The sequence below is a fragment of the Plantactinospora soyae genome (assembly GCF_014874095.1).
GTDB classification, from domain to species: Bacteria; Actinomycetota; Actinomycetes; order Mycobacteriales; family Micromonosporaceae; genus Plantactinospora; species Plantactinospora soyae.
Genome location: NZ_JADBEB010000001.1, coordinates 2196755 through 2220271, shown reverse-complemented (window position 1 = coordinate 2220271; position 23517 = coordinate 2196755). Strand labels below are relative to the sequence as shown.

Annotated in this window: 15 protein-coding genes and 3 rRNA genes; 7 read left to right on the top strand and 11 right to left on the bottom strand. The window is 67.5% G+C overall.

Features of this window, described 5'->3' with window-relative positions:
- The first annotated feature begins 90 nt into the window (after window positions 1-90).
- Entirely contained in the window at window positions 91-894 is an 804-nt protein-coding gene (locus H4W31_RS09930) for a S1 family peptidase (RefSeq protein ID WP_192766387.1), read from the top strand.
- A 120-nt stretch (window positions 895-1014) separates the two neighbouring features.
- On the opposite strand, the gene rrf is transcribed toward H4W31_RS09930, so the two are convergent.
- The 3 genes from rrf to H4W31_RS09915 all read right to left on the bottom strand — a co-directional run bounded on the left by rrf (window position 1015) and on the right by H4W31_RS09915 (window position 6217).
- Window positions 1015-1131, bottom strand: a 5S ribosomal RNA gene (gene rrf, locus H4W31_RS09925).
- Window positions 1132-1225: 94 nt separating this feature from the next.
- A 23S ribosomal RNA gene (locus tag H4W31_RS09920) occupies window positions 1226-4336 on the bottom strand.
- Window positions 4337-4699: 363 nt separating this feature from the next.
- Window positions 4700-6217: ribosomal RNA gene (locus tag H4W31_RS09915) — 16S ribosomal RNA — on the bottom strand.
- The 16S, 23S and 5S rRNA genes sit together here, the layout of an rRNA operon.
- A 654-nt stretch (window positions 6218-6871) precedes the next feature.
- Between H4W31_RS09915 and H4W31_RS09910 the strand changes: the two genes are divergently transcribed.
- On the top strand, window positions 6872-7549 hold the full coding sequence (locus tag H4W31_RS09910; protein ID WP_318783119.1) for a C39 family peptidase: 678 nt from the start codon (window positions 6872-6874) through the stop codon (window positions 7547-7549).
- Between the two features lie 78 nt (window positions 7550-7627).
- On the opposite strand, the gene H4W31_RS44170 is transcribed toward H4W31_RS09910, so the two are convergent.
- Complete coding sequence (locus H4W31_RS44170) at window positions 7628-8584, bottom strand: TetR/AcrR family transcriptional regulator C-terminal domain-containing protein (RefSeq protein WP_192766386.1); 957 nt, start codon at window positions 8582-8584, stop codon at window positions 7628-7630.
- A gap of 272 nt (window positions 8585-8856) precedes the next feature.
- On the opposite strand from H4W31_RS44170, the gene H4W31_RS09900 reads away from it, so the two are divergent.
- Both H4W31_RS09900 and H4W31_RS09895 read left to right on the top strand, forming a co-directional pair.
- Window positions 8857-9840, top strand: a complete 984-nt coding sequence (locus H4W31_RS09900; RefSeq protein ID WP_192766385.1) for an ATP-binding cassette domain-containing protein — start codon at window positions 8857-8859, stop codon at window positions 9838-9840.
- Complete coding sequence (locus H4W31_RS09895) at window positions 9833-10630, top strand: ABC transporter permease (RefSeq protein ID WP_318783118.1); 798 nt, start codon at window positions 9833-9835, stop codon at window positions 10628-10630. Before H4W31_RS09900 ends, H4W31_RS09895 begins: the two co-directional genes overlap by 8 nt.
- Window positions 10631-10795: 165 nt before the next feature.
- Here H4W31_RS09895 and H4W31_RS09890 read toward each other — a convergent pair whose 3' ends face one another.
- Window positions 10796-12265 (bottom strand): aldehyde dehydrogenase family protein, encoded by a 1470-nt coding sequence (locus H4W31_RS09890; protein WP_192766384.1) that lies wholly within the window; start codon window positions 12263-12265, stop codon window positions 10796-10798.
- Between the two features lie 248 nt (window positions 12266-12513).
- Between H4W31_RS09890 and H4W31_RS09885 the strand changes: the two genes are divergently transcribed.
- Window positions 12514-14274: a thiamine pyrophosphate-binding protein gene (locus H4W31_RS09885; RefSeq protein WP_192766383.1), complete on the top strand. Its 1761-nt coding sequence runs from the start codon at window positions 12514-12516 to the stop codon at window positions 14272-14274.
- Between the two features lie 147 nt (window positions 14275-14421).
- On the opposite strand, the gene H4W31_RS09880 is transcribed toward H4W31_RS09885, so the two are convergent.
- The 5 genes from H4W31_RS09880 to H4W31_RS09860 all read right to left on the bottom strand — a co-directional run bounded on the left by H4W31_RS09880 (window position 14422) and on the right by H4W31_RS09860 (window position 18468).
- Window positions 14422-15036, bottom strand: a complete 615-nt coding sequence (locus tag H4W31_RS09880; protein WP_192766382.1) for a TetR/AcrR family transcriptional regulator — start codon at window positions 15034-15036, stop codon at window positions 14422-14424.
- Window positions 14979-15464, bottom strand: a complete 486-nt coding sequence (locus H4W31_RS09875) for a hypothetical protein (RefSeq protein WP_192766381.1) — start codon at window positions 15462-15464, stop codon at window positions 14979-14981. The genes H4W31_RS09880 and H4W31_RS09875 overlap by 58 nt, the downstream gene beginning before the upstream one ends.
- A 137-nt stretch (window positions 15465-15601) precedes the next feature.
- A complete protein-coding gene (locus tag H4W31_RS09870; RefSeq protein ID WP_192766380.1) occupies window positions 15602-16216 on the bottom strand; it encodes a DUF305 domain-containing protein in 615 nt (204 codons plus the stop codon).
- 73 nt (window positions 16217-16289) lie between these two features.
- Window positions 16290-17183 (bottom strand): DUF1996 domain-containing protein, encoded by an 894-nt coding sequence (locus H4W31_RS09865; RefSeq protein WP_192766379.1) that lies wholly within the window; start codon window positions 17181-17183, stop codon window positions 16290-16292.
- A 274-nt stretch (window positions 17184-17457) separates the two neighbouring features.
- Window positions 17458-18468, bottom strand: coding sequence for a cation diffusion facilitator family transporter (locus H4W31_RS09860; protein WP_192766378.1), 1011 nt, complete (start codon window positions 18466-18468; stop codon window positions 17458-17460).
- A gap of 323 nt (window positions 18469-18791) precedes the next feature.
- Between H4W31_RS09860 and ligA the strand changes: the two genes are divergently transcribed.
- Together ligA and H4W31_RS09850 are read left to right on the top strand one after the other, a co-directional pair.
- Window positions 18792-21083, top strand: coding sequence for an NAD-dependent DNA ligase LigA (gene ligA, locus H4W31_RS09855; RefSeq protein WP_192766377.1), 2292 nt, complete (start codon window positions 18792-18794; stop codon window positions 21081-21083).
- 89 nt (window positions 21084-21172) lie between these two features.
- On the top strand, window positions 21173-22354 hold the full coding sequence (locus H4W31_RS09850; protein WP_192766376.1) for an alanine racemase: 1182 nt from the start codon (window positions 21173-21175) through the stop codon (window positions 22352-22354).
- 83 nt (window positions 22355-22437) lie between these two features.
- On the opposite strand, the gene H4W31_RS09845 is transcribed toward H4W31_RS09850, so the two are convergent.
- Window positions 22438-23205 (bottom strand): putative protein N(5)-glutamine methyltransferase, encoded by a 768-nt coding sequence (locus H4W31_RS09845; RefSeq protein WP_192771976.1) that lies wholly within the window; start codon window positions 23203-23205, stop codon window positions 22438-22440.
- Window positions 23206-23517 lie beyond the last annotated feature (312 nt).

The following is a 23517-nucleotide window of genomic DNA, read 5'->3' as shown; positions in this document are numbered from 1 at the left end:
TGCGATATACCGATCCGGGTCCCTACGCTGCCGGCATCGTGATCAGCGCGCGCCCACAAGGCGTGCCATCGATGCTCGGAGAGGACCCACATGGCTCGTTGGCGTACCCTCACCCGCCTGGCCGCCGTCGCGTTCGCCGCGGCGACGGTCGGCGGCGTCGCCCTGGCCGCACCGGTCAGCGCCGCCCCGGAGAACAGCGACGTCACACCGTTCGTCGTCGGCGGCACCCCTGCCGCACAGGGCGAATTCCCGTTCATGGTGCGACTGTCGATGGGCTGCGGCGGGGCGCTCTACAGTCCCCGTCTGGTCCTCACCGCCGCACACTGCGTCGGGCGTACCGGCAACAACACCACCATCACCGCCACGCTCGGCGTCGTGGACCTGCAGTCGTCGAGCCGGATCCAGATCCGGTCCAACTACGTCTACCGGGCACCGGGCTACAACGGCGCCGGCGACGACTGGGCGCTGATCCGACTGGCCAGTCCGGCCACCGGGCTCAGTACCCTGCCGATCGCGACCAGCACCGCGTACGACAGCGGAACCTTCACCATCGCCGGCTGGGGTTCCAGCCGGGAGAACGGCCCGCAACAGCGCTACATGCTGAAGGCGAGCGTGCCGTTCGTCAGCGACTCGGTCTGCAACGGACCGTCGTCGTACGACGGTGACGTCATCGCCGCCGAGGAGATCTGCGCCGGACCGCTCTCCGGAGGTACCGACACCTGCCAGGGCGACTCGGGCGGCCCGATGTTCCGGCAGGGCGGCAGCGGCCTGGTCCAGGTCGGCATCGTCAGCTGGGGCAACGGCTGTGCCCGGGCCAACTACCCGGGCGTCTACACCCAGGTCAGCTACTTCTCGTCGGCGATCAGGTCGGCCGCCACGAGTCTGGGTGGCTGAACCGGTCGAGTCGTGGTCGGGGCCGTGGGAACCGACCATTCCATGTCACCGGACCGGTTGAGAAACGATCGGTAAAACAATGTAGGGCCACCCCGGAGGGTGGCCCTACATTATGAAGATGTCCGGCGGCGTCCTACTCTCCCACACCCTCCCGAGTGCAGTACCATCAGCGCTGGAGGGCTTAGCTTCCGGGTTCGGAATGTTACCGGGCGTTTCCCCTCCGCCATAACCGCCGTAACTCTATCAACAAATCAAACAACACCACCCAAAACACATTTGGGGGTCTGTTGTTCGTTTGCTGTGAATCACACAGTGGACGCGTAGCAGCTTTGTAGTCAAGTCCTCGGCCTATTAGTACCGGTCAACTGAACCAGTTACCTGGCTTACATTTCCGGCCTATCAACCCAGTCGTCTACCTGGGGGCCTTACCCCCTTTACAGGGGTGGGATACCTCATCTTGAAGCAGGCTTCCCGCTTAGATGCTTTCAGCGGTTATCCCTTCCGAACGTAGCCAACCAGCCATGCCCCTGGCGGGACAACTGGCACACCAGAGGTTCGTCCGTCCCGGTCCTCTCGTACTAGGGACAGCCCTTCTCAAGTATCCTACGCGCACGGCGGATAGGGACCGAACTGTCTCACGACGTTCTAAACCCAGCTCGCGTACCGCTTTAATGGGCGAACAGCCCAACCCTTGGGACCTGCTACAGCCCCAGGATGCGACGAGCCGACATCGAGGTGCCAAACCATCCCGTCGATATGGACTCTTGGGGAAGATCAGCCTGTTATCCCCGGGGTACCTTTTATCCGTTGAGCGACACCGCTTCCACACGCAAGTGCCGGATCACTAGTCCCGACTTTCGTCCCTGCTCGACCCGTCAGTCTCACAGTCAAGCTCCCTTATACACTTACACTCAACACCTGATTGCCAACCAGGCTGAGGGAACCTTTGGGCGCCTCCGTTACATTTTAGGAGGCAACCGCCCCAGTTAAACTACCCACCAGACACTGTCCCTGAACCCGATAAGGGCCCGAAGTTAGATACCCAAACCAACCAGAGTGGTATTTCAAGATTGCCTCCACCCATACTGGCGTATGGACTTCACCGGCTCCCACCTATCCTACACAAGCTAATTCAAGTACCAATGTCAAGCTATAGTAAAGGTCCCGGGGTCTTTCCGTCCTGCCGCGCGTAACGAGCATCTTTACTCGTACTGCAATTTCGCCGGGCCTGTGGTTGAGACAGTGGGGAAGTCGTTACGCCATTCGTGCAGGTCGGAACTTACCCGACAAGGAATTTCGCTACCTTAGGATGGTTATAGTTACCACCGCCGTTTACTGGCGCTTAAGTTCTCAGCTTCGCCCCGAAAGACTAACCGGTCCCCTTAACGTTCCAGCACCGGGCAGGCGTCAGTCCATATACATCGAATTACTTCTTCGCATGGACCTGTGTTTTTAGTAAACAGTCGCTTCCCCCTGCTCTCTGCGGCCATACAACGCTCCAGGAGCAAGTCCCTTCACGTCTCCGGCCCCCCTTCTCCCTAAGTTACGGGGGCAATTTGCCGAGTTCCTTAACCACAGTTCACCCGATCGCCTCGGTATTCTCTACCTGACCACCTGTGTCGGTTTGGGGTACGGGCCGCTCGGAACTCGCTAGAGGCTTTTCTCGGCAGCATAGGATCACTGACTTCACCTGAATCGGCTCGGCATCACGTCTCAGCCTTAATGCACCACGGATTTGCCTATGGTACGGCCTACACGCTTACCCCGGCACAACCACCGGCCGGGCTCAGCTACCTTCCTGCGTCACCCCATCGCTTGACTACTACCCGCCAGGTTCCCACGCTCCCCCAGATCAGTCCGAAGACCTCACCAAGATCGGGTGGTTAGCACAACAAGGTTCATCACGGGCGCTCCTACACGGGTACGGGAATATCAACCCGTTGTCCATCGACTACGCCTCTCGGCCTCGCCTTAGGTCCCGACTCACCCAGGGCGGATTAACCTGGCCCTGGAACCCTTGGTCATCCGGCGGAAGGGTTTCTCACCCTTCTTTCGCTACTCATGCCTGCATTCTCACTCGTGCCGCGTCCACAACTAGGTCACCCTGCTGCTTCACTCGCGGCACGACGCTCCCCTACCCATCCACACACCTGCACACAACCCCAAAGAGTCATGCGAAGTTAAAATGTGAATGCCACAGCTTCGGCGGTGTACTTGAGCCCCGCTACATTGTCGGCGCGGAACCACTTGACCAGTGAGCTATTACGCACTCTTTAAAGGGTGGCTGCTTCTAAGCCAACCTCCTGGTTGTCTGTGCGACCCCACATCCTTTTCCACTTAGCACACGCTTAGGGGCCTTAGCTGGTGATCTGGGCTGTTTCCCTCTCGACTACGAAGCTTATCCCCCGCAGTCTCACTGCCGCGCTCTCACTTACCGGCATTCGGAGTTTGGCTGATTTCAGTAACCTTGTAGGGCCCCTAGACCATCCAGTGCTCTACCTCCGGCAAGAAACACGCGACGCTGCACCTAAATGCATTTCGGGGAGAACCAGCTATCACGGAGTTTGATTGGCCTTTCACCCCTAACCACAGGTCATCCCCCAACTTTTCAACGTTGGTGGGTTCGGCCCTCCACGCGGTCTTACCCGCGCTTCAGCCTGCCCATGGCTAGATCACTCCGCTTCGGGTCTAGAACACGCGACTACACGCCCTATTAAGACTCGCTTTCGCTACGGCTACCCCACACGGGTTAACCTCGCCACGTGCCACTAACTCGCAGGCTCATTCTTCAAAAGGCACGCCGTCACCCCTAAAGGCTCCGACGGATTGTAGGCGAACGGTTTCAGGTACTATTTCACTCCCCTCCCGGGGTACTTTTCACCATTCCCTCACGGTACTCGTCCGCTATCGGTCACTAGGAAGTATTTAGGCTTACCAGGTGGTCCTGGCAGATTCACGGCAGATTACAGGAGTCCGCCGCTACTCGGGAACACCCACAAAAGAGACCAGCCACTTTCACCTACCGGACTCTCACCGTCTACGGTTGGCTTTTCCACACCATTCGACTAGCAACTGGTTTTATAACTCTCCACACAAGTGTCAGCTCATGTCATGAGGTCCCACAACCCCGACCACGCAACCCCTGACAGGTATCACACGCAACCGGTTTAGCCTCAATCCGCTTTCGCTCGCCACTACTCACGGAATCACTGTTGTTTTCTCTTCCTGCGGGTACTGAGATGTTTCACTTCCCCGCGTTCCCTCCACACACCCTATGAATTCAGGTGCGGGTGACACCACATGACTGATGCCGGGTTACCCCATTCGGACACCCTGGGATCACAGCTTGGTTGACAGCTCCCCCAGGCCTATCGCGGCCTCCCACGTCCTTCATCGGCTCCTAGTGCCAAGGCATCCACCGTTCGCCCTTGACAACTTGACCACAAAGATGCTCGCGTCCACTGTGTAATTCTCAACAAACGACCAACCCACAACCCACAGCCCCACACCAACAACCCCACAAGGGATCCGGTATGTGAGACCAGGCCATGCCTGGCAACCCAAGACAACAACCCCGCCCTCACGAAGAGGACCACGGTTTGTTCCCTCAGGACCCAACAGGATGCTCTACATTCGCCAACCAGCCGCACCCCCACCACCCTCCACACCCCCGAAAGGGTTGTACTAGTGGAAAGAAGGCCGTTGCCGGTAACAAACTCGCCAGTGTCTCCGCCATTGAGCACCCCGACCCGACATACGCGGACCGTGGGCTCCTACCCGACCTTCGCCGAGAGGTGCTCCTTAGAAAGGAGGTGATCCAGCCGCACCTTCCGGTACGGCTACCTTGTTACGACTTCGTCCCAATCGCCAGCCCCACCTTCGACCACTCCCTCCGGAAAACCGGTTAGGCCATGGGCTTCGGGTGTTGCCGACTTTCGTGACGTGACGGGCGGTGTGTACAAGGCCCGGGAACGTATTCACCGCAGCGTTGCTGATCTGCGATTACTAGCGACTCCGACTTCACGGGGTCGAGTTGCAGACCCCGATCCGAACTGAGACCGGCTTTTTGGGATTCGCTCCACCTCACGGTATCGCAGCCCATTGTACCGGCCATTGTAGCATGCGTGAAGCCCTGGACATAAGGGGCATGATGACTTGACGTCATCCCCACCTTCCTCCGAGTTGACCCCGGCAGTCTTCGATGAGTCCCCGCCATAACGCGCTGGCAACATCGAACAAGGGTTGCGCTCGTTGCGGGACTTAACCCAACATCTCACGACACGAGCTGACGACAGCCATGCACCACCTGTGACCGCCCCCGAAGGACCCCACATCTCTGCAGGTTTTGCGGCCATGTCAAACCCAGGTAAGGTTCTTCGCGTTGCATCGAATTAATCCGCATGCTCCGCCGCTTGTGCGGGCCCCCGTCAATTCCTTTGAGTTTTAGCCTTGCGGCCGTACTCCCCAGGCGGGGCGCTTAATGCGTTAGCTGCGGCACAGAGAACCGGAGAGGTCCCCCACACCTAGCGCCCAACGTTTACAGCGTGGACTACCAGGGTATCTAATCCTGTTCGCTCCCCACGCTTTCGCTCCTCAGCGTCAATATCGGCCCAGAGACCCGCCTTCGCCACCGGTGTTCCTCCTGATATCTGCGCATTTCACCGCTACACCAGGAATTCCAGTCTCCCCTACCGAATTCTAGCCTGCCCGTATCGGCTGCAAGCCCACAGTTGAGCTGTGGGTTTTCACAGTCGACGCGACAAGCCGCCTACGAGCTCTTTACGCCCAATAAATCCGGACAACGCTCGCGCCCTACGTCTTACCGCGGCTGCTGGCACGTAGTTGGCCGGCGCTTCTTCTGCAGGTACCGTCACTTTCGCTTCGTCCCTGCTGAAAGAGGTTTACAACCCGAAGGCCGTCATCCCTCACGCGGCGTCGCTGCATCAGGCTTCCGCCCATTGTGCAATATTCCCCACTGCTGCCTCCCGTAGGAGTCTGGGCCGTGTCTCAGTCCCAGTGTGGCCGGTCGCCCTCTCAGGCCGGCTACCCGTCGTCGCCTTGGTAGGCCATCACCCCACCAACAAGCTGATAGGCCGCGAGCCCATCCCAAGCCGAAAAACTTTCCACCCTCGGTCATGCGACCAAAAGTCATATTCGGTATTAGCCCCGGTTTCCCGGGGTTATCCCAAAGCCTGGGGCAGGTTACTCACGTGTTACTCACCCGTTCGCCGCTCGAGTACCCCGAAGGGCCTTTCCGCTCGACTTGCATGTGTTAAGCACGCCGCCAGCGTTCGTCCTGAGCCAGGATCAAACTCTCCAACAAAAACTTGGAAAATCAACCCGGCAACAATAAAAACACTTGCTGCCAAAACAATCAAAACCATTTTGGCACTGGCTTATCAAGCACCCTGTTGAGTTCTCAAAGAACAAACACACACCGAACAATGAGCCGAAACCCACCACTCGGGGCTTACTTTCCTCGCCCCCGGCGTTTCCGCCGGGCGCTTGTAGAACCTTACCCGACCGTTTTCGCATCGTCAAACCGGTATTTCCCGGTTTGTAACACTCCAACAGCCTTCATGCATCCCGGCGGGCGCAGCGGTAGACCACCACGATCGGTCGGGATTTGGCAGGCCGGCCGCCAGCGGTGCTTCCCGCTGGGCTTGCCCGGTGCCCTGCCGAGAGAGAAAGTTACACGGCGGGGCCGGTAGCGCCAAATCGGGGCCACACCGCCCACCGATCGCCCCGGCATATCTGGAATGTCGGACTCTGCGCCCGCGTTGGCTATCTCGTACGTCCGATTCGTCGCCGATGGCCTCGACCGGCGGCCCGCAACAGGCAGCACGCACATCCACCGCCGCGACCGAAATCGGTCGACGGCCGCTGACAGCAGAGCTGCACGGAACGGGCAACCGCTCGCGGCCCAGGCCGACGAGCCGGCAACCCCACCATCTGACAACCCGAAAGGAACGACGGAGTGCTGAGCACCCTCCTTCGCGGGGCCCGATGGCTGACCACCATCACCCCGTCGACGACCCGTCGCGCGGCCCTGGCCACCGCCGGGCTGGCCGTCATCGGCGGCAGCGTGGCCGGGCCGGCGATCGCTCTCGGCGCGACGACCCAGGACGTCGGCTTCACCGCACCCACGGCCAAGGAACTCTCGGTCGACTACCAGGCACAGCCGAACTTCTTCTACTGCGGGCCGGCTGCCACCCGGATCGCGCTCACCGCCTCCGGGCACGCCCCGAGCCAGGACGAGCTCGCCGCTCGGCTGCGTACCACCGTCAACGGCACCGACTCGGCCGAGGACACCACACGGGTCCTGAACAGCCTCGGTGGCAGTGACTTCTACCGGACCCGGTCGATCCCGGAGGAGACGGCAACCCCAACCGAGATGGACCGGCTGCAGGCCGACGTGACCCGCGCGGTGGCCCGGGAGCATCCGGTGGTGGTCAACGTGATCGGTGCCGCCGTCGACAGCAGGGGCGTGGCGCACTCGTACGAGGGCGGGCACTACCTCACGGTGGTCGGGTACGAGGACGAGGGACGTACGGTCAAGATCGCCGACCCGGCCGACGTCAACGGCGACAGCTCGTACTGGATGAGCACGATCAACCTGGCCAACTGGGCCGCCAGCCGGGGCTACTCCGGCTGACCGACCCATCGGCAGCGCGGCGGGGCCCGACCATCGACACGGTCGGGCCCCGCTCGACACGGCCGGGCCTGCCGGCCGCTAATCGAGGGCCGAACTCCTGCCCTCGATGAACACGGCAACGCCGTCGAGCATCCGCTGAAGGCCGAACTCGAACAACCGATCCAGGTCGAATTCGAGATCGATCTCCGCGAGCCGGGCCAGCATCGGCATGGCCCCGGACTCGAAGATGCTGTTCAGGGTCGAATCCTGATTCGCCATCCACTCCTCGTCGGTCAGCCCGCTCTCCTGCTCGGCCTCCGACTCCCAGACCAGGTTGGCCGCCATCCCGTGCGCGAAACCGGCGGTCGAGACCACGATGTAGAACATGCTCGGCGTGTCGAGCCCGAGGCCGTCCACCGCACGCATCGTCCAGTCGGTCTGCGCCATCCCCTGCGGCGAGAGCATCGGACGGGTCAGCGACATCGTCTGGTGCATCCAGGGATGTTGCCGGAAGACCGCCCAGCGCAACCGCGTGATCAGCTCCAGTTGTGCCCGCCAACCCGGCGGGGGCGTCTCCGGTAACTGCATCTTGTCCAGCACCTCCTCCACCATCAGCGCGACGAGGTCGTCCCGGCTTGGCACGTGGCGGTAGAGCGCCATCGTGCCGACCCCGAGCCGAATCGCGACCTGACGCATGGACAGCGCGGCGAATCCCTCGGCGTCGGCGACTTCGATCGCGGTGTGGACGATGCGCTCCCGGGTCAGCCCCGGATCCGGGTCCCGGGCCATCCGACGTCGCCCGCCGCGCGCGGCCGGCGGAGGCTCCGGGTCGGGCTCCGCCACCACCGTGCCGACCCCGGGTACGGCACGCACCAGCCCTGCCTCACGCAACGCGGTGAGCACCTTCGTGGCGGTGGCCATCGCCACGCCCCACTCGGCGGTGATCTGTCGGGTCGACGGCACCCGGTCGCCGGGGCGCAGTTCCCCGGCCACGATGCGACGCCGGATCTCGGCCACGATCCGCCGGTACGGCGGCTCTGTTCCGGGGCGGTCCACCGCGCCCTCCTTCGATCGGCCTGGCCTGGCTGCGTACTAGTGCACCAATGCTGCCCGAGGGTAGCCGGCGAACCCGGCGGATCTGCGGCACGGCGGAGTAGTGCACGTCAGCTGCCCTCGCCCACCGCACTACCTAGAGCACTAGTGCACTAGCACCGCCAAACCCGACTATTACCAGGTAATTGCGTTTGATCGAACCGCATGCTTAACCTGTACGCAAGCACCTGTCCCGTACGCCGCCCGGTCGGGCGAAGGCTGAGGAGTGGAAGAGGATGGCAACAGGATCGGCGGTCGAGGCGACCGGCCTGGAGAAGTCGTACGGATCGGTCCGGGTACTCGCCGGCATCGATCTCCGGGTACGTCAGGGGAGCGTCTTCGCGCTACTCGGCCCCAACGGGGCGGGCAAGACCACCACGGTACGGATCCTGTCCACACTGGTCCGGGCGGACGCCGGACAGGCCTGGGTCGCGGGCTTCGACGTACTGCGCGAACGATCCCAGGTACGCCGGAACATCAGCCTGACCGGGCAGTACGCGGCGGTCGACGAACTACAGACCGGCGAGGAGAACCTACGGATGATGGGGCGGCTCGTCGGCCTGTCCCGTCCGGCGGCCCGCCGTCGTGCCGAGGAACTACTGGGCGAGTTCGACCTGCTCGACGCCGGGCGACGGCGGATCGGCACCTACTCCGGCGGCATGCGTCGGCGCCTGGACCTGGCGGCCGGCCTGGTCGGGCAGCCGTCGGTGATCTTCCTCGACGAGCCGACCACCGGCCTCGACCCGCGTAGCCGCCAGGCGATGTGGCAGGTGATCACGGATCTCGCCGGCTCGGGGGTGACGGTCTTCCTCACCACGCAGTACCTGGAGGAGGCGGACCGGCTAGCCGACCGGATCGCCGTACTGGATGACGGCCGGGTGGTGGCGGAGGACAGCCCGGCCCAGCTCAAGACCCGGTTCGCCGACCAGCGGCTGGATCTGACTCTCACCAGCGCCGCCCACTACGACTCGATCGCCGGCTATCTGCGCGACCGGCTGCTCCACCGGGACGCGGATCGGCTGACCCTCGGCGTCGCGACCGACGGAAGCGCCTCGCACATCCGCGCGGTGCTCGACGAACTCGACCCGGGACGTACGGCGGTGCTGCGGTTCGCCGTACACACCGCGACGCTCGACGACGTCTTCCTGGCTCTGACCGGTCACGCCGCCACCCGTACCGACGCCGTTATCCGTACCGCGAAGGAGACCGCCGGTGTCTGAACTCGCCGCCAGTGGGATGGCCGGGGTGCCGCAGCGCCGCTCCGGACCGACGGACCTGGCCACGATGATCGGCCGCTGTCTGCGCCTCTCGGCACGCAACGTCGACGCGCTGATCATGTCGCTGATGCTGCCCATCATGCTGATGCTGGTCTTCGTCTACCTGTTCGGCGGGGCCATCGACACCGGCACCAGTTACGTCAGCTACGTCGTCCCCGGGGTGATCCTGCTCTGCGCCGGCTTCGGTTCGGCGACGACGGCGGTGGCCGTACACCAGGACCTGACCGGCGGAATCATGGACCGGTTCCGGTCGATGGACATCAGCGGCGCGTCGGTACTCGGCGGTCAGGTGACGGCCAGCGTCGTCCGCAACCTCGCCTCGACCGTCCTGGTCTTCGGGGTGGCGTTCCTGATCGGCTTCCGGCCACAGGCCGGGCTGGTCGAGTGGCTCGCGGCCGGCGGCATCCTGCTGGCGTTCATCCTCGCGATGTCCTGGCTCGCCGCCGTGGTCGGGATGCTGGCCAAATCGACCGAGGCGGCGAACGGCTTCACCTTCTTCATGACCTTCCTGCCGTACCCCAGCAGCGCGTTCGTGCCGATCGACACCATGCCGGCCTGGAGTCGCGGCATCGCGGAGCACCAGCCGATCAACCCGGTGATCGAGTCGCTGCGCGGCCTGCTGCTGGACACTCCCGTCGGCAACAGCCCGTGGATCGCGCTGACCTGGTGCGCGGGCTTCCTCGCCGTCTCCGTGACGCTCGCCGTCGTACTCTTCCGGCGCCGTACCGGCTGACGGCTCCGCCGACGGGCCGTGGACTGGCTGACGGCTCCGCCGACGCACGGTGGACCGGCTGACCCGCGATCACGGGCCAGCCGGTCGCGGCGGATCGGTCGACCCTGACGAGCAGTCGACAGCGGCGGAACGGTCGACGGGGGCGGATCAGTCGATGGCGGCGGATCAGTCGATGGCGGCGATCACCGTCTTCGGTTCGGTGCAGAACTCGCGGCTGAAGTCGCCACCCTCCCGGCCCACCCCGGAGACCCCGAAGCCGCCGAAGGGCGCCCGTGGCTCGCGTACCCCGAAGGTGTTGATCCAGACGGTGCCGGCCCGCAACTGCGCGGCCACCCGGTGGGCCCGGCCCAGATCCCGGGTGAACAGCACCGCGGAGAGGCCGAACGGCGTGTCGTTGGCCAGCCGCAACGCCTCCGCCTCGTCGTCGAACGGGGTGACCACCGCGACCGGCCCGAACACCTCCTCGCGGCAGATCCGCGCCGCCGGCCCGAGCCCGACCGCGACGGTGGGTCGGACCAGCAGCGTCCCGTCGACCCGACCGCCGGTACGCAGTTCGCCGCCGTCGGAGCCGACCGAATCGAGGTAGTCCGACACCTTGGCGTGGTGTTCGGCGCTGGACAGCGGGCCGACGTGCGTCGCCGGGTCGTGTGGATCGCCGTACGGCAGCGCCTCGGCGGCCCGGACGAACCGGTCGACGAACTCCTCGTAGGCGGCGCGCTGGACGTAGACCCGGCTGGCGGAGAGGCACACCTGGCCGGAGTTGCTGTAGATCGCCCGGATCGAGCCGGCCACCGCGACGGCCAGGTCGGCGTCGGCGAAGACCAGGTTCGCGCCCTTGCCGCCGCACTCCAGCGAGACCGGGACCAGGGAGCGGGCCGCCGCCGCCGCGATGATCGATCCGGTACGGGACTCGCCGGTGAAGGTGATCCGGTCGATGCCCGGGGCGGTGGTCAACCACTCACCGGTCGAATCCGGTCCGAATCCGTGCACGACGTTGAGCACTCCGGGCGGTAGTCCAGCCTCCAGGGCCAGTGCGGCGAGCCGGGCCGCCGAGGCCGGTGACTGCTCGGCCGGCTTGAGCACGACGGTGTTGCCGTACGCCAGTGCCGGAGCGATCTTCCAGACTCCGAGGTTGAGCGGGTAGTTCCAGGGTGCGATCGCCGCGAAAACCCCGGCCGGCTCGTAACGCAGGTACTGATGCAGCCGGTCGTCGCCGGGATAGGTGCTGGCGGTCGAGAGCTGCGCGTGCGAGGCGAAGAACCGGAAGTGGTTGATCGCACTGGTCACGTTCCAGTTCCGGCTGTTCGTCACCGGCATGCCCATGTCCCGGGTGTCCAGCCGGGCGAGTTCGTCGGCGTGCGCCTGGATCAGGTCGGCGAGCCGGTGCAGCAGGGCGGACCGTTCCCGCTGCGGCATCCGGGGCCACGGGCCCTCGTCGAAGGCGCGGCGGGCCGCCGCGACCGCCGCCTTGACGTCCGCCCGGCCGGCCCGGGCGACCCGGGCCCACGGGCGTTGGGTCCACGGGTCCACCGATTCGAAGTACGCCCCGTCGGCGCTCTCCCCGATCCGGCCGTCGACCACCTGGGCCACCTTGTCGAGCCCGCTGGGGTTGCGCTCGCTCACCACTGTCTGCATTGCACGAACACCTCCGGAACTGGCCTGGGCCCGGGACCCGGCTCGGACGGGCGGGTACTCCGCACTATCCATCACCGCGCAACGAGGGGCAGCAAGATTCTGTTTTGCAGAACCAAATTGGTTCCGTACAGAAGAATTCGAGTTGGCTCCATTCCGCCTCACGGTCGTTGGCGTTACTGTCGCCACATCCCGCCGGTACCGGCGCCACTCGATCGCCACGTCGCGTAACACCAGGTCAAGGGGTGATCATGAGCAGTACGGCGATCCGTCCGACCATTCGGAACAGTGGTACGCCAGCGGCCCACGCCCTGCTGGACGTACTGACCGGTTGGGGTGTCCGACGGGTCTTCTGCTGTCCGGGCAGCACCGAGGCCGCCTTCCTCGACGCGGTCGTCGAACGTTCCACGGAACTCGACATCGTGCTCACCACACACGAGTCGATCGCGGTCGCGATGGCCGACGGCGCGGCCCGGATCACCGGCCGCCCCCAGGTCGCCTACCTGCACACCAACGTGGGCATGGCCAACGGGGTGGCACACCTGACCGCCGCGCAGCTCGCGAACTCACCGGTGCTGGTGCTCAACGGGCTCAAGTCCACCGCGCTACAGGGTCGCGACGGGTTCACGACCGTGCCGTACCCGCGCGACATGATCCGTCAGCACGTCAAGTGGGCCCGCCAGGTCAGCTCGGCGGGCAGCCTGCCCTCCGACGTCGCCCGGGCACTGCGTACCTCGGCCGCCGAGCCCGCCGGTCCGACCTGGATCGGCCTGCCGCAGGACGTCATGGACGCGAGTACACCGGTCGGGGCAGCCCTGGCGGCGGTGCCACCGATGGGCGTACCACGCAACCGGCCGGCTGCCGACGCGGTCGCCGCCGCCGCCCGGATGCTCGCCGAGGCGACCCGTCCGGTGCTGGTGGCCGGCGGCGACGTGGCCCGGCACGGTGCGACCGAGGCCCTGGTCGCCCTCGCCGAGCACCTCGGCGCGACCGTACTCGGCGAGGACCGGCGCGGCTTCCAACGAACCGCCTTCGCCACCTCCCACCCGCGCTTCGCCGGGTCGTACGCCCCGAACCACCCGGCGGTACGCGACGCCGACCTGCTCTTCTTCGTCGGCTGCCGGATGTTCACCGAATTCGAGGCACCGGCCGAGAACGAGTTGCCCACCCGGGCCGGCACCATCCACGCACACGTCGACGCCGGCGAGGTCGGCCGGCTGTACCCGGTGGACGTGGGACTGGTCGGGCACACCGGCGCCGTCCTCGACGACCTGCTCGCGGCGCTGCCGACGGTCGCAACACCGACACCGACACCGACACCGACACCCGCGACCGCGACACCCTTGTCCGCGACCGCGACACCATTGCCCGCTTCCGCGACAACATTGCCCGCTTCTGCGGGACCGTTGCCCGCGACCGCGACACGGCCGCCGGACGTGGCGTCCGAGCGGCCGGTCGCCGCCTTTCCGGGCCACGTCGGGCTGGCTCCGATCGTCGCCGCGCTGGTCGACGGGCTGGGCGACGACACGACCGTGGTGCTGGACGCCACCACGGCCACGCCGGCGCTGCTGGCCGCGCTGCCGCAGCGCCGCCCCGACCAGGTCCTGCTCTCCTCGTCCGGATCGCTCGGCTGGGGTACCGGCGCGGCGCTCGGGGTCCGGCTGGCCCAACCGGAGTACCCGGTGGCCGCGATTCTCGGCGACGGATCCTTCCAGTTCGGGATCCAGGCGCTCTGGACCGCCATGCACTACCGGATCGCCGTCACCTTCGTGGTACTCAACAACGGAAGCTACAGCGCGGTCGGTTCGGCGTTGCACCGGTTCGACGGTGCGGCTCGACGTACCGGGCGCTGGCCGGGTACCGACATCGGCGGCCCCCGGATCGCGGAGATCGCCGCCGGTTTCGGGGTTCCGGCGACCCGCGTCGAAACCCCCGCCGAACTCACCTCGGCGCTGCGCGCGGTACGCGCCACCGCCGGTCCCACGCTGGTCGAAGTCCTGACCGGGCCGTAGTCCTGACCGGACCGTAGTGGTGACCGGACCGTAGTGGTGACCGGGCAGTCGCCGCCCGACCCGTCCGGCCCCGATCGCCGGCCGTCCGCTGCCGGCACCGGCCGACTATCGCTGGCAGGTCGGCCGACTATCGCTTGCGGCGGGCGGCTATCGCTGGTGTCGGGCGGCGAACCCGGAGACCATCGCGGTCAGTCCCACCTCGAACCAGTGTTCGTAGTACTCGGCGACCTCCGGCGTCTCCGGCGGAGCGGCCGGGGTGCCCGGCGGGGTGCCGACCTGGGCGAGAGCGTGTCCGAGTACGAAGACGGCGACCGACTGTACGGCCGTCAGCGCCTCGTTCTGGGACAGTCCGGCGGCGGCGAACCGGTCGAGAACGGCTCCCATGAGTCGCAGGCCGGTGTCGATGTCCATCGGATGGGTCGCCAGCAGCGGCACGGCTCGCGGATGTGCCAACAGCATCCGCCGGTACACGGTCCCGAACCGGGCGAGCGCTTCGGACCAGGAGTCTCCGGGCTCGAGATCGGTGACCGCGTCGACCGCCAGGTGGTTGACGACGGCGGCGAGTACGGCGTCCCGGTTGGACAGGTGCCGGTAGATCGACATCGCCGCGACTCCCAGTTCGGCACCGAGTCGGCGCATGGTCAACGCCTCCAGCCCGTCGGTGTCGATTACCCGGACAGCCGCGGCGACGATGTCGTCGCGGGTCAACTGGGCCGGGCGACCGCCGCGGCCGCCAGCTCGGTGTTCCGGTGTCGTGGCCATGTCCTCATGGTGACGCTGACGGTCGCGGCCAGCATCGCCAGGGTGAGCAGTCCGACGACGGTGTGCTGGACGTCGATGACCACGTCGTGTCCGGCGGTGGGCAGGAACCTGAGGGTCTGGGAGTAGTACTCCAGGTAGTCCGCCCGAGCGGCGGCGGTGGCGCTGCCGAAGTAGGGGAGCCACCAGGAGTTGACGTGTCCGACGACGCAGAGCGTGCTCAGCCCGACGGCGGCGACGTGGGACCAGCGTCGGCCGAGGGCCACTGCCCCGGCGATCAGCAGCGGGATCGGATAGTTCGCGGCGGCGGCGATGGCCCGGTCCTCGGCGCTGATCACGTCGAGGTCGTTGAGCGGGAACATCGGTACCCAGTCGATCAGGACGAGCCAGCCGAGCCAGACCAGCGGCGCGATGATCGCGATCTTCTTCATGATGCCACTCCCTAGTTTGCGTACGCCGTAAGCTTACGACGTACGCAAACTAGCCCGGCGGGAGGCCGGCTGTCAATCGGCTGGGGTGTTAGGAGGGGGCCCTTCTTCTACAGAAAACGATAGGAAGGGGCCCTTCCTTACAGGTGGTCGAGCTGGTTGAGGTAGGTGGTGCCGGTGCGGACGATGGCGGCGGCGAGAGCGGTGGTGGTGGGCTCGGCCCCCGACGTCTGCTCGGCCCGGGCAACCCGGGTCGCCTGTTCCAGATGCGCCCGCAGGTGCTGGCTGAAGAGGCGGCGGAACTCGGCGTCACCGGCCGTACCCAGCGCGCTCAGCTCGGCGGCAGTCACCATCCCGGGCATGTCGTGGCCCTCGTGCGGATTGGTCTTCGGCGCACCGGCGCTGTCCAGCAGTTTCCGGGACAGGGCGAGATCGGCCCGATGGGTGTCCCGGACCCGGGCCGCCAGTCGGCGTAACGCCGGCTCGACGGTCTGCGCCGGGACCAGGTCCAGCATCGGGAGCACCCGCTCGTGCATCGCGACGGTCAGTTGCAGCCAGGCGACGTCGGTGACGTTGAACGGACCGGACGAACTCGTCGTACCCGTCTGGGCCGCTGGACCGGGGGTGGCCGGGACGGGGCTGGCGGCCGTACCCGGAACGGAGGTCGGTGGTGGCGCGGAGCCGGCGCAGGCCGCGACGAGCAGCACCACGACGAGCATTGCGGTGGACGGTACGACAACGACCCGGGCCCTCATCTGCGGCCTCCTTCCTCCGTCCGGACAGCCGAACAGGGGTGGACCCGGCGCTCCGGGCCCACCCCGCGTCCGATCAGCTCGGCCGGCCGTCCGCACCGCACTTGATCACGGGACGGATGCAGTCCCGCACCCGACGGAGCATCTCCGCCTCGGGCCAGGCGTTGAAGAAGTCGCCGTGCATCGTGAAACCGGCACCGGACGCGAGCCGGAACCGCGCCGGGTTACCGCTGACCGGATACCTGATCACCTGTCGGAGCTTCGGTACCGCCACCGGGTGGCTGGGCGGGCAGGCCTGGTTCACCGGGTACGCCATGTGGCTCTTGTGGTCGGGCGAGTCCAGGTCGCGGCCGTTCCAGCACTGCGGGAAGTCGAGGTACGACTCCAGCATCGTTCCGGAGGGACAGTTGACGAAGTCCTTCGACGCCCCGACGTGCCCCGCGTGCAGGCACGACCAGCGCGAGATGGTGGTCGAGTCCGGGGCCGTCGCCCGGGCGTTGCCGGCCACGATCCGCAGCCCCAGCGGGATGGGCTGGGTGTTCGCGACGATGTCGCTGCGCACCCCCTCGCCGAGGTAGTAGAACGTGACGATGGCCGGTTCCACCGGGGCGTTGTCCGCGTACAGGGTGGGCACCCAGTACGACGAGACGTCGACCCTCGGGTTGCAGGTGGTGTCGGAGTTCAGCAGGTCGGCCAGGTTGGTGTAGGCATTGGTGGTCGTGGCGCCGAAGAAGCTGTGCATGTGCGAGGCGCCGGGCAGCCCCGGGTAGATGATCGGGTCGTCCGGCAGGCGGTGACTGAACTGGCAGTCCGCCAGGAACTCGGCCACCCGCACGATGGGTGCCCGCGCCTCGGCGGGTTCGGCCCGCCCGATGACGGTGTACGCGCCGAGCAGAGCCAGCAGCGCGCTGAGCAGTGTCACGAGCCGCAGGCGGCGGCGCAGTCCGGGTAGGGGTGCAACCCTGTCCATCTCTGACTCCTAGCTGGTGAACGGGCCAGGTTCGGTTCCCGATGGCGCCGCCGAGAAGCATCGGAGATCGCTGGCCAGACTGGTGGTGGTCTGTCCTCCTAAGGGAGGTGAGAGAGCGCTCTCTGCCCACCAGAGTGAGCCTGCCGTCGAAAACTGTCAATACCTGTGGCCGACTCCCTGGCCCGCCACCCCGACTCCCTGGCCCGCCACCGGGACACCGATCTGAGGGCCGACCCCTGGTCCGGTGGCTCACCAGCCATCGCCACCAGCCGGCTCAGGGGCGGCGGCGGGTCGGGTCGAGGAAGACGTACCGGATTGCCGGGTTCCGGGTGACGAGGCGGCGCTCGGCCTCGTCCGAGGCGATCTCGATCTCCTCCCGGGTGGCTTCCTCGGCGAAGTTGATTTTGACGGCGACGAGGATGTCCTCCGGGCCGAGTTGCATGGTCATCAGCCGGTCCACCCCTCGGACGTCCGGCACCCGGGACAGTTCCTGGTGGATCTCCTCCCGGACCGCCTCCCCAGCCGCCCGCCCGACCAGCTGACGGATGTTGTTGTGCGCCAGAGTCGTGGCCACCATCAGCAGCAGCACGCCGATGGCGATGGAGGCGATCCCGTCCCAGACCGGACTTCCGGTGAGTTCGGAGAGCGTCACGCCGGCACCGGCCAGGACGAGGCCGACCAGCGCGGCGCTGTCCTCCAGCAGTACCGCCTTGATGGTGGTGTTGGGGGTGTTGCGGACCACCCGCAGCCACGGGACCCGCCAGCGGGCGGCCCGGCGACGCAACTGCCGTACGGAGCGGAGCAGGGAGATCCCCTCCGCGACGAAGGAGACGGCCAGCACCAGGTACGCGACCGTGGCGTCCAGCTTCTCGCGCCGCTCCTGGATCGCGTCCACGCCCTGGAAAATGGAGAAACCGGCACCGATGACGAAGGTGACGACGGCCGCCATGAACGCCCAGATGTAGCTCTCCCGGCCGTACCCGAACGGATACTGGCTGGTCGCCGGCCGGCTGCCCCGACGCAGGGCCACGAAGAGCAGCACCTCGGTAGTGGTGTCGGCGACGGAGTGGGCCGCCTCCGACAGCACCGCGGCCGAACCGGAGAGCACCCCCGCCAACGCCTTTGCCACCGCGACCGCCAGGTTGGCCAGGCCCGCGACGATCACCGTGCCGACGCTCTGCGAACCCTGCGAACTCGTCGAACTGAGCGGGTTCTCCGAACTCTGCGGGCTTTCCGAACTCTGCGCGCTCGGCCCGTCCTGGGGGCGCTGCGCCGGTTCGGCCATGAAATCAGCCTAGGTGCCCAGGCCCGGGCCCATCGGCTGGTTGCGGATCGGATCGGACCGGACCGGACCGGGCTGCGCGATCAGGCTGGCGAGCGGGACGGAGCGAGCGGGGCGGAGCGAGGTCGGGCTCGGGCCGCAGTCTGGCCGCCGATCGAGGGCGCAGATCGGCCGTCGATCGGGTTGGAGCGGGGTCGGGCTCGGGGCGTCGATCGGGGGTCCGGGCGGGGACGGATGCGTGGGCGGGATGCGTCGTACCCAATCTCTAGGCTGTGTGCAGGACACGACAGGAGGTCACGGCTGATGCGGAGCGCGGGGGCGGCAACATGAGTGAGCTGGTGGTCGACTCCGTTGACCCGGTGGTGGACGCCGGGCTGGCCGAGCCGTTCGAGGACCGGGCGGACTACGCCACGGCGCTCGCCGAGATCAGGTCGGCGGCGGCCGCGTACTACAGCGGCACGGATCTGGCGATGGACGACGCGACCTACGACGCCTTGATGGCCCGGGTCATCGCGACCGAAACCGCCCAGCCGGGCTGGAAGAGCGACGACTCGCCCAGCGAGCTGGTCGCGGCCGGGGCCGGAGTGGTCGGCGACGTCGAGCACAGCAGTCCGATGCTCAGCCTCGACAACGTGTTCGGCGAGGAGGAGTTGGGCCGGTGGGCCGCCCGGCTGGACAAGCTGCTCGGCCGTCCGGCCGCCGGTTACACCGTGGAACCCAAGATCGACGGCCTCGCGATCGCCGCCCGGTACGTGGCGGGCCGGCTGACCCAGGTCGCCACCCGGGGGGACGGCCGGGCCGGCGAGGACGTGACGACCCAGGCCCGCCGGGCGGTCGGCCTGCCGGAGCAGCTCAGCGAGCCGGTGACGCTGGAGGTGCGCGGCGAGGTGTTCATGACCGACGCCGACTTCGTCCGCGCCAACGAAATGCGGACCGGGAACGGCGAGCCGGCCTTCGCACATCCGCGCAGCGCCGCCGCCGGCACCCTCCGCGCCCAGGACCGGGCGTACGACGCGCCGCTGTCCTTCCTTGCCTACGCGGTGCACGGGCTCGACGACGCCGTACCCGAGATCGGTGCCGACGGTGAGGTAGCTGGTGCTGCCGAGCCTGGGCCCGGTGTCGACGGGCCCACGGCACGTCCGCTCTCCGCGACCATGGCCTACATCGAGAGTCTCGGCGTCGCCACCACCGCCGGCTCACCGGCCGGAATGCCGCTCTGCGCCACGATCGACGAGGTGCTCGCCGCGGTGGAGGCGCTCTACGCCGGGCGGGGCGAACTCGGCTTCGGCATCGACGGCGCGGTCATCAAGGCCGACCACCCGGCGGACCGCGAACTGGCTGGGTCGGGGACCCGGGCACCCCGCTGGGGCATCGCCTACAAGTTCCCCGCCGACACCCGCACCACCACCCTGCTCCGGATCGAGGTGCAGGTCGGCCGGACCGGAGTGATCACCCCGGTCGCCGTACTGGCCCCGGTGCAGGTCGGCGGTGTCACGGTCACCTCGGCGACCCTGCACAACTTCGACGACCTCGTCCGGCGCAACGTACGGGCCGGCGACACCGTCTTCGTCCGGCGGGCCGGCGACGTGATCCCCGAGGTGACCGGCGCCAAACTGGACGAGCGCCCGGCCGACTCGACACCGTACGACCCGCCGACCGGTTGCCCACGGTGCGGCGGCGAGATCGACCGGTCACAGAAGCGCTGGCGCTGTACCCAGGGGCGAGCCTGTGGAGCCCGCGAGTCGCTGTCGTACTACGCGGCCCGGGACTCGATGGACATCGAAGGACTGGGCAGCAAGATCATTGATCTCGTTGTCGGGGCCGACCTGGTCACCGATCCCGGCGACCTCTACGACCTCGACGCCGCCACCCTGGCCACCCTCGACCGGTTGGGTGAGACGTCGGCCAGGAAACTCGTCGCCAACATCGAGGCGTCGAAGAGCCAACCGCTGTCCCGGGTCCTCACCGGCCTCGGCGTACGGATGACCGGCCGCTCGATGTCCCGGCGGCTGGCCCGGCACTTCGGCACGATGGAGGCGCTGCTCGCCGCGTCCGTACCCGATCTCCAGCAGGTGGAGGGCGTCGGGCCGGAACGGGCCGTGACCATCGCGGCGGAACTGGTCGAACTCGCGCCCGTGGTCGACAAGCTCGCGGCGCGTGGCGTCAACATGACCGAGCCGGGGATCGTTCCGCCTGCGGCAACGGGCCAGGGCGACGACCGCGATCCCGACGCCGCCACCCCGACCCCGACGGCTCTGCCGCTGCGCAGGCCGGACGGCACCCCGATGACGGTGGTGGTCACCGGCTCGGTGCCGGGACTGTCCCGCAACGAGGGCAACGAGGCCGTCGAACGGCTCGGCGGGAAGTCCTCCGGCTCGGTCTCGAAGCGGACCGATCTGGTGGTGGTCGGCGAGGGTGCGGGCAGCAAGGCGGAGAAGGCCGTCACGTTGGGCGTACGGGTGCTGCCGGCGGAACGGTTCGCGGCGCTGCTCGCGGCACACACGGCCGGCGACGTGGCGACGATCGCCGAGGTCCTGGCGGAAGTCGACGGGTCCGTCGAGCAGGCTGCCGTCGACGTCCACGCCGTCGAGCAGGCTGCCGTCGACGGTCCAGGTTGACCGTGTCGCTCATCTACACTGGGGCGCCGATTTAGGGCCTCCGACCAGCGCAAGCACCCTGGGCGAGGCGACGCTGAGGAAAGGTGGGCATGGTCGCGACCCCGCAGGACATCCGCACGGCGGAGGGGACCGACGACGACCCCGCTGGCGGTCTTCCCGAGACGCCGTTCCTACTCGTCGACCGGGCGCGGGTCGAGCGCAACATCGAACGCCTCCGGAGCCGGTTGCGGCAGCTGGGCGTCGGGCTGCGGCCACACGTGAAGACGGCGAAGTCTGTGGACGTCGCCCGGCTGCTCTTCGACGGTGGCACCGGACCGATCACCGTGTCGACCCTGCGCGAGGCGGACGCCTTCGCCGCGCACGGGTTCACCGACATCCTCTATGCGGTGGGCCTCGCCCCGCACAAGCTCGGCCGGGTGGTCGCGGCACACCGGGCCGGAGTGGACCTCCAGGTGACGATCGACAGCGTGACGCAGGCCGAGGCGGTCGCCGCCGTCGCCGACTCCGGCGTACGGATCCCGGCGTTCATCGAGGTCGACTGCGACGGGCACCGGGGCGGCGTACGACCGGGCGACCCGACCGCCGTACGGATCGCCGAGGTGCTGGAACGGGGCGGCGCCGAGGCCCGGGGCGTACTCGTGCACGCGGGTGGGTCGTACCACAGTCGTTCCCGGAAGGAACTCGTCGCCGCGGCCGAGCACGAGCGGGCGAGCGCGGTCCGGGTCGCCGAGGATCTGCGCGGGGCCGGATTCGCCGCACCGGTGGTGAGCGTCGGCTCGACCCCGACGGCACACGCCGCCGAGGACCTGCGCGGAGTCACCGAGGTCCGGGCCGGCAACTTCGTCTTCTTCGACCTCGTGATGGCCGGCATCGGGGTGTGCGACGTCGACGACCTGGCGATGTCCGTGGTGACCACGGTGATCGGCCATCAGCCGGAGAAGGGCTGGATCATCACCGACGGCGGCTGGATGGCGACCTCCCGGGACCGGGGTACGGCCAGCCAACCGGTCGACCAGGGGTACGGACTCGTCGCCCGGCTCGACGGGCCGCTCTACCCGGACCTGGTCATGACCGACGCCAGCCAGGAGCACGGCACGCTGACGATCCGGAAGGGCAGCCGGGCGGCGCTGCCCGAGCTACCCGTCGGCACCCAGGTCCGGGTGCTGCCGATCCACGCCTGCGCGACGGCCGCCCAGCATGACGTCTACCAGGTGCTCCAGCCCGGTACCGGGACGATCGGATCGGTCTGGTCCCGGCTGCGCGGCTGGTGAGCAGGGCGGCCGGCCGGCCGTACCTCCGCGAACGGGATCGCCGGTCGTACCTCCGCGAGCGGGATCGCCGGCCGGCCGTACGGTCAGCAGCGGCCGATCACCACCGTCGCCGGTAGCTCGTCGTCGCGGGCCAGCGTCGGGGCGAGACCGGCCCCGGCCAGCGCCGCCAGCGCGGCGTCCGCCTGTTCGAGACTGGTCTCCAGCAGCAGATGCCCACCGGGAGCCAGCCAGTTCCCGGCCCCGCCGGCCACCCGGCGCAGCACGTCGAGGCCATCGGCACCGCCGTCCAGCGCCACCAGCGGCTCGTGGATCCGCGCCTCCGGCGGCAGCAGGCCCACAGCCTCGGTGGGTACGTAGGGAACGTTGGCCACCAGCACGTCGACCTGCCCACGCAGTCGGGCGGGAAGTGGGTCGTACAGATCTCCGACGTACACCTGGGCATTCAGCGCCGCGAGATTGCGCCGCGCGCAGCGTACGGCGGCCGGCTCGATGTCCACGGCGTGCAGCGCGACATCCTCGACGAGCCCGGCGACGGCCATCCCGATGGCGCCGCAGCCACAGGCCAGGTCCACGATCGTCGCCCCGGGTACGGCCAGCGCCGCAGCCCGGCGTACCAGGAGTTCGGTCCGGCGACGCGGCACGAAGACCCCCGGGTCGACGGCGACCCGCAGCCCGCAGAAGTCGACCCAGCCGACGATGTGCTCCAACGGCAGCCCGGCGACCCGTCGGTCGACCATCGCCAGCAGCTCGGCCGGGGTCGCCGAGGCATCCATCAGAAGTTCCGCCTCGTCCTCGGCGAACACGCAGCCGGCGGCGCGAAGCCGGTCGACGACGGTGGCCGGGCTCGGCATCGGGATGGGACTGGACGCCGGAGCGTCGGTTGATTTCGACACGTACAACAACCCTTCGGAAACGCCTCGGGCGCTCCTGCGGTTACCGTGGCCCGGCCTCGACCGGTGACGCCATCGGGTCGCGTGGTGGGAGCACCCCGCCGATCAGAACGAGAATCGGTCCCACCTCCTCCGGTAGCCGTAGCTGTGGCTGACAACGTATCCCAGTAAGGGATCCCGGCTCTGCCGGGGCTCGTCGGTGTCGGCCTCGGCGGGTCGCGCCGCGCTCGTACCCGAGTGAATCTGGTCGGTTCGGCCGCTGCCCTCGGCCCG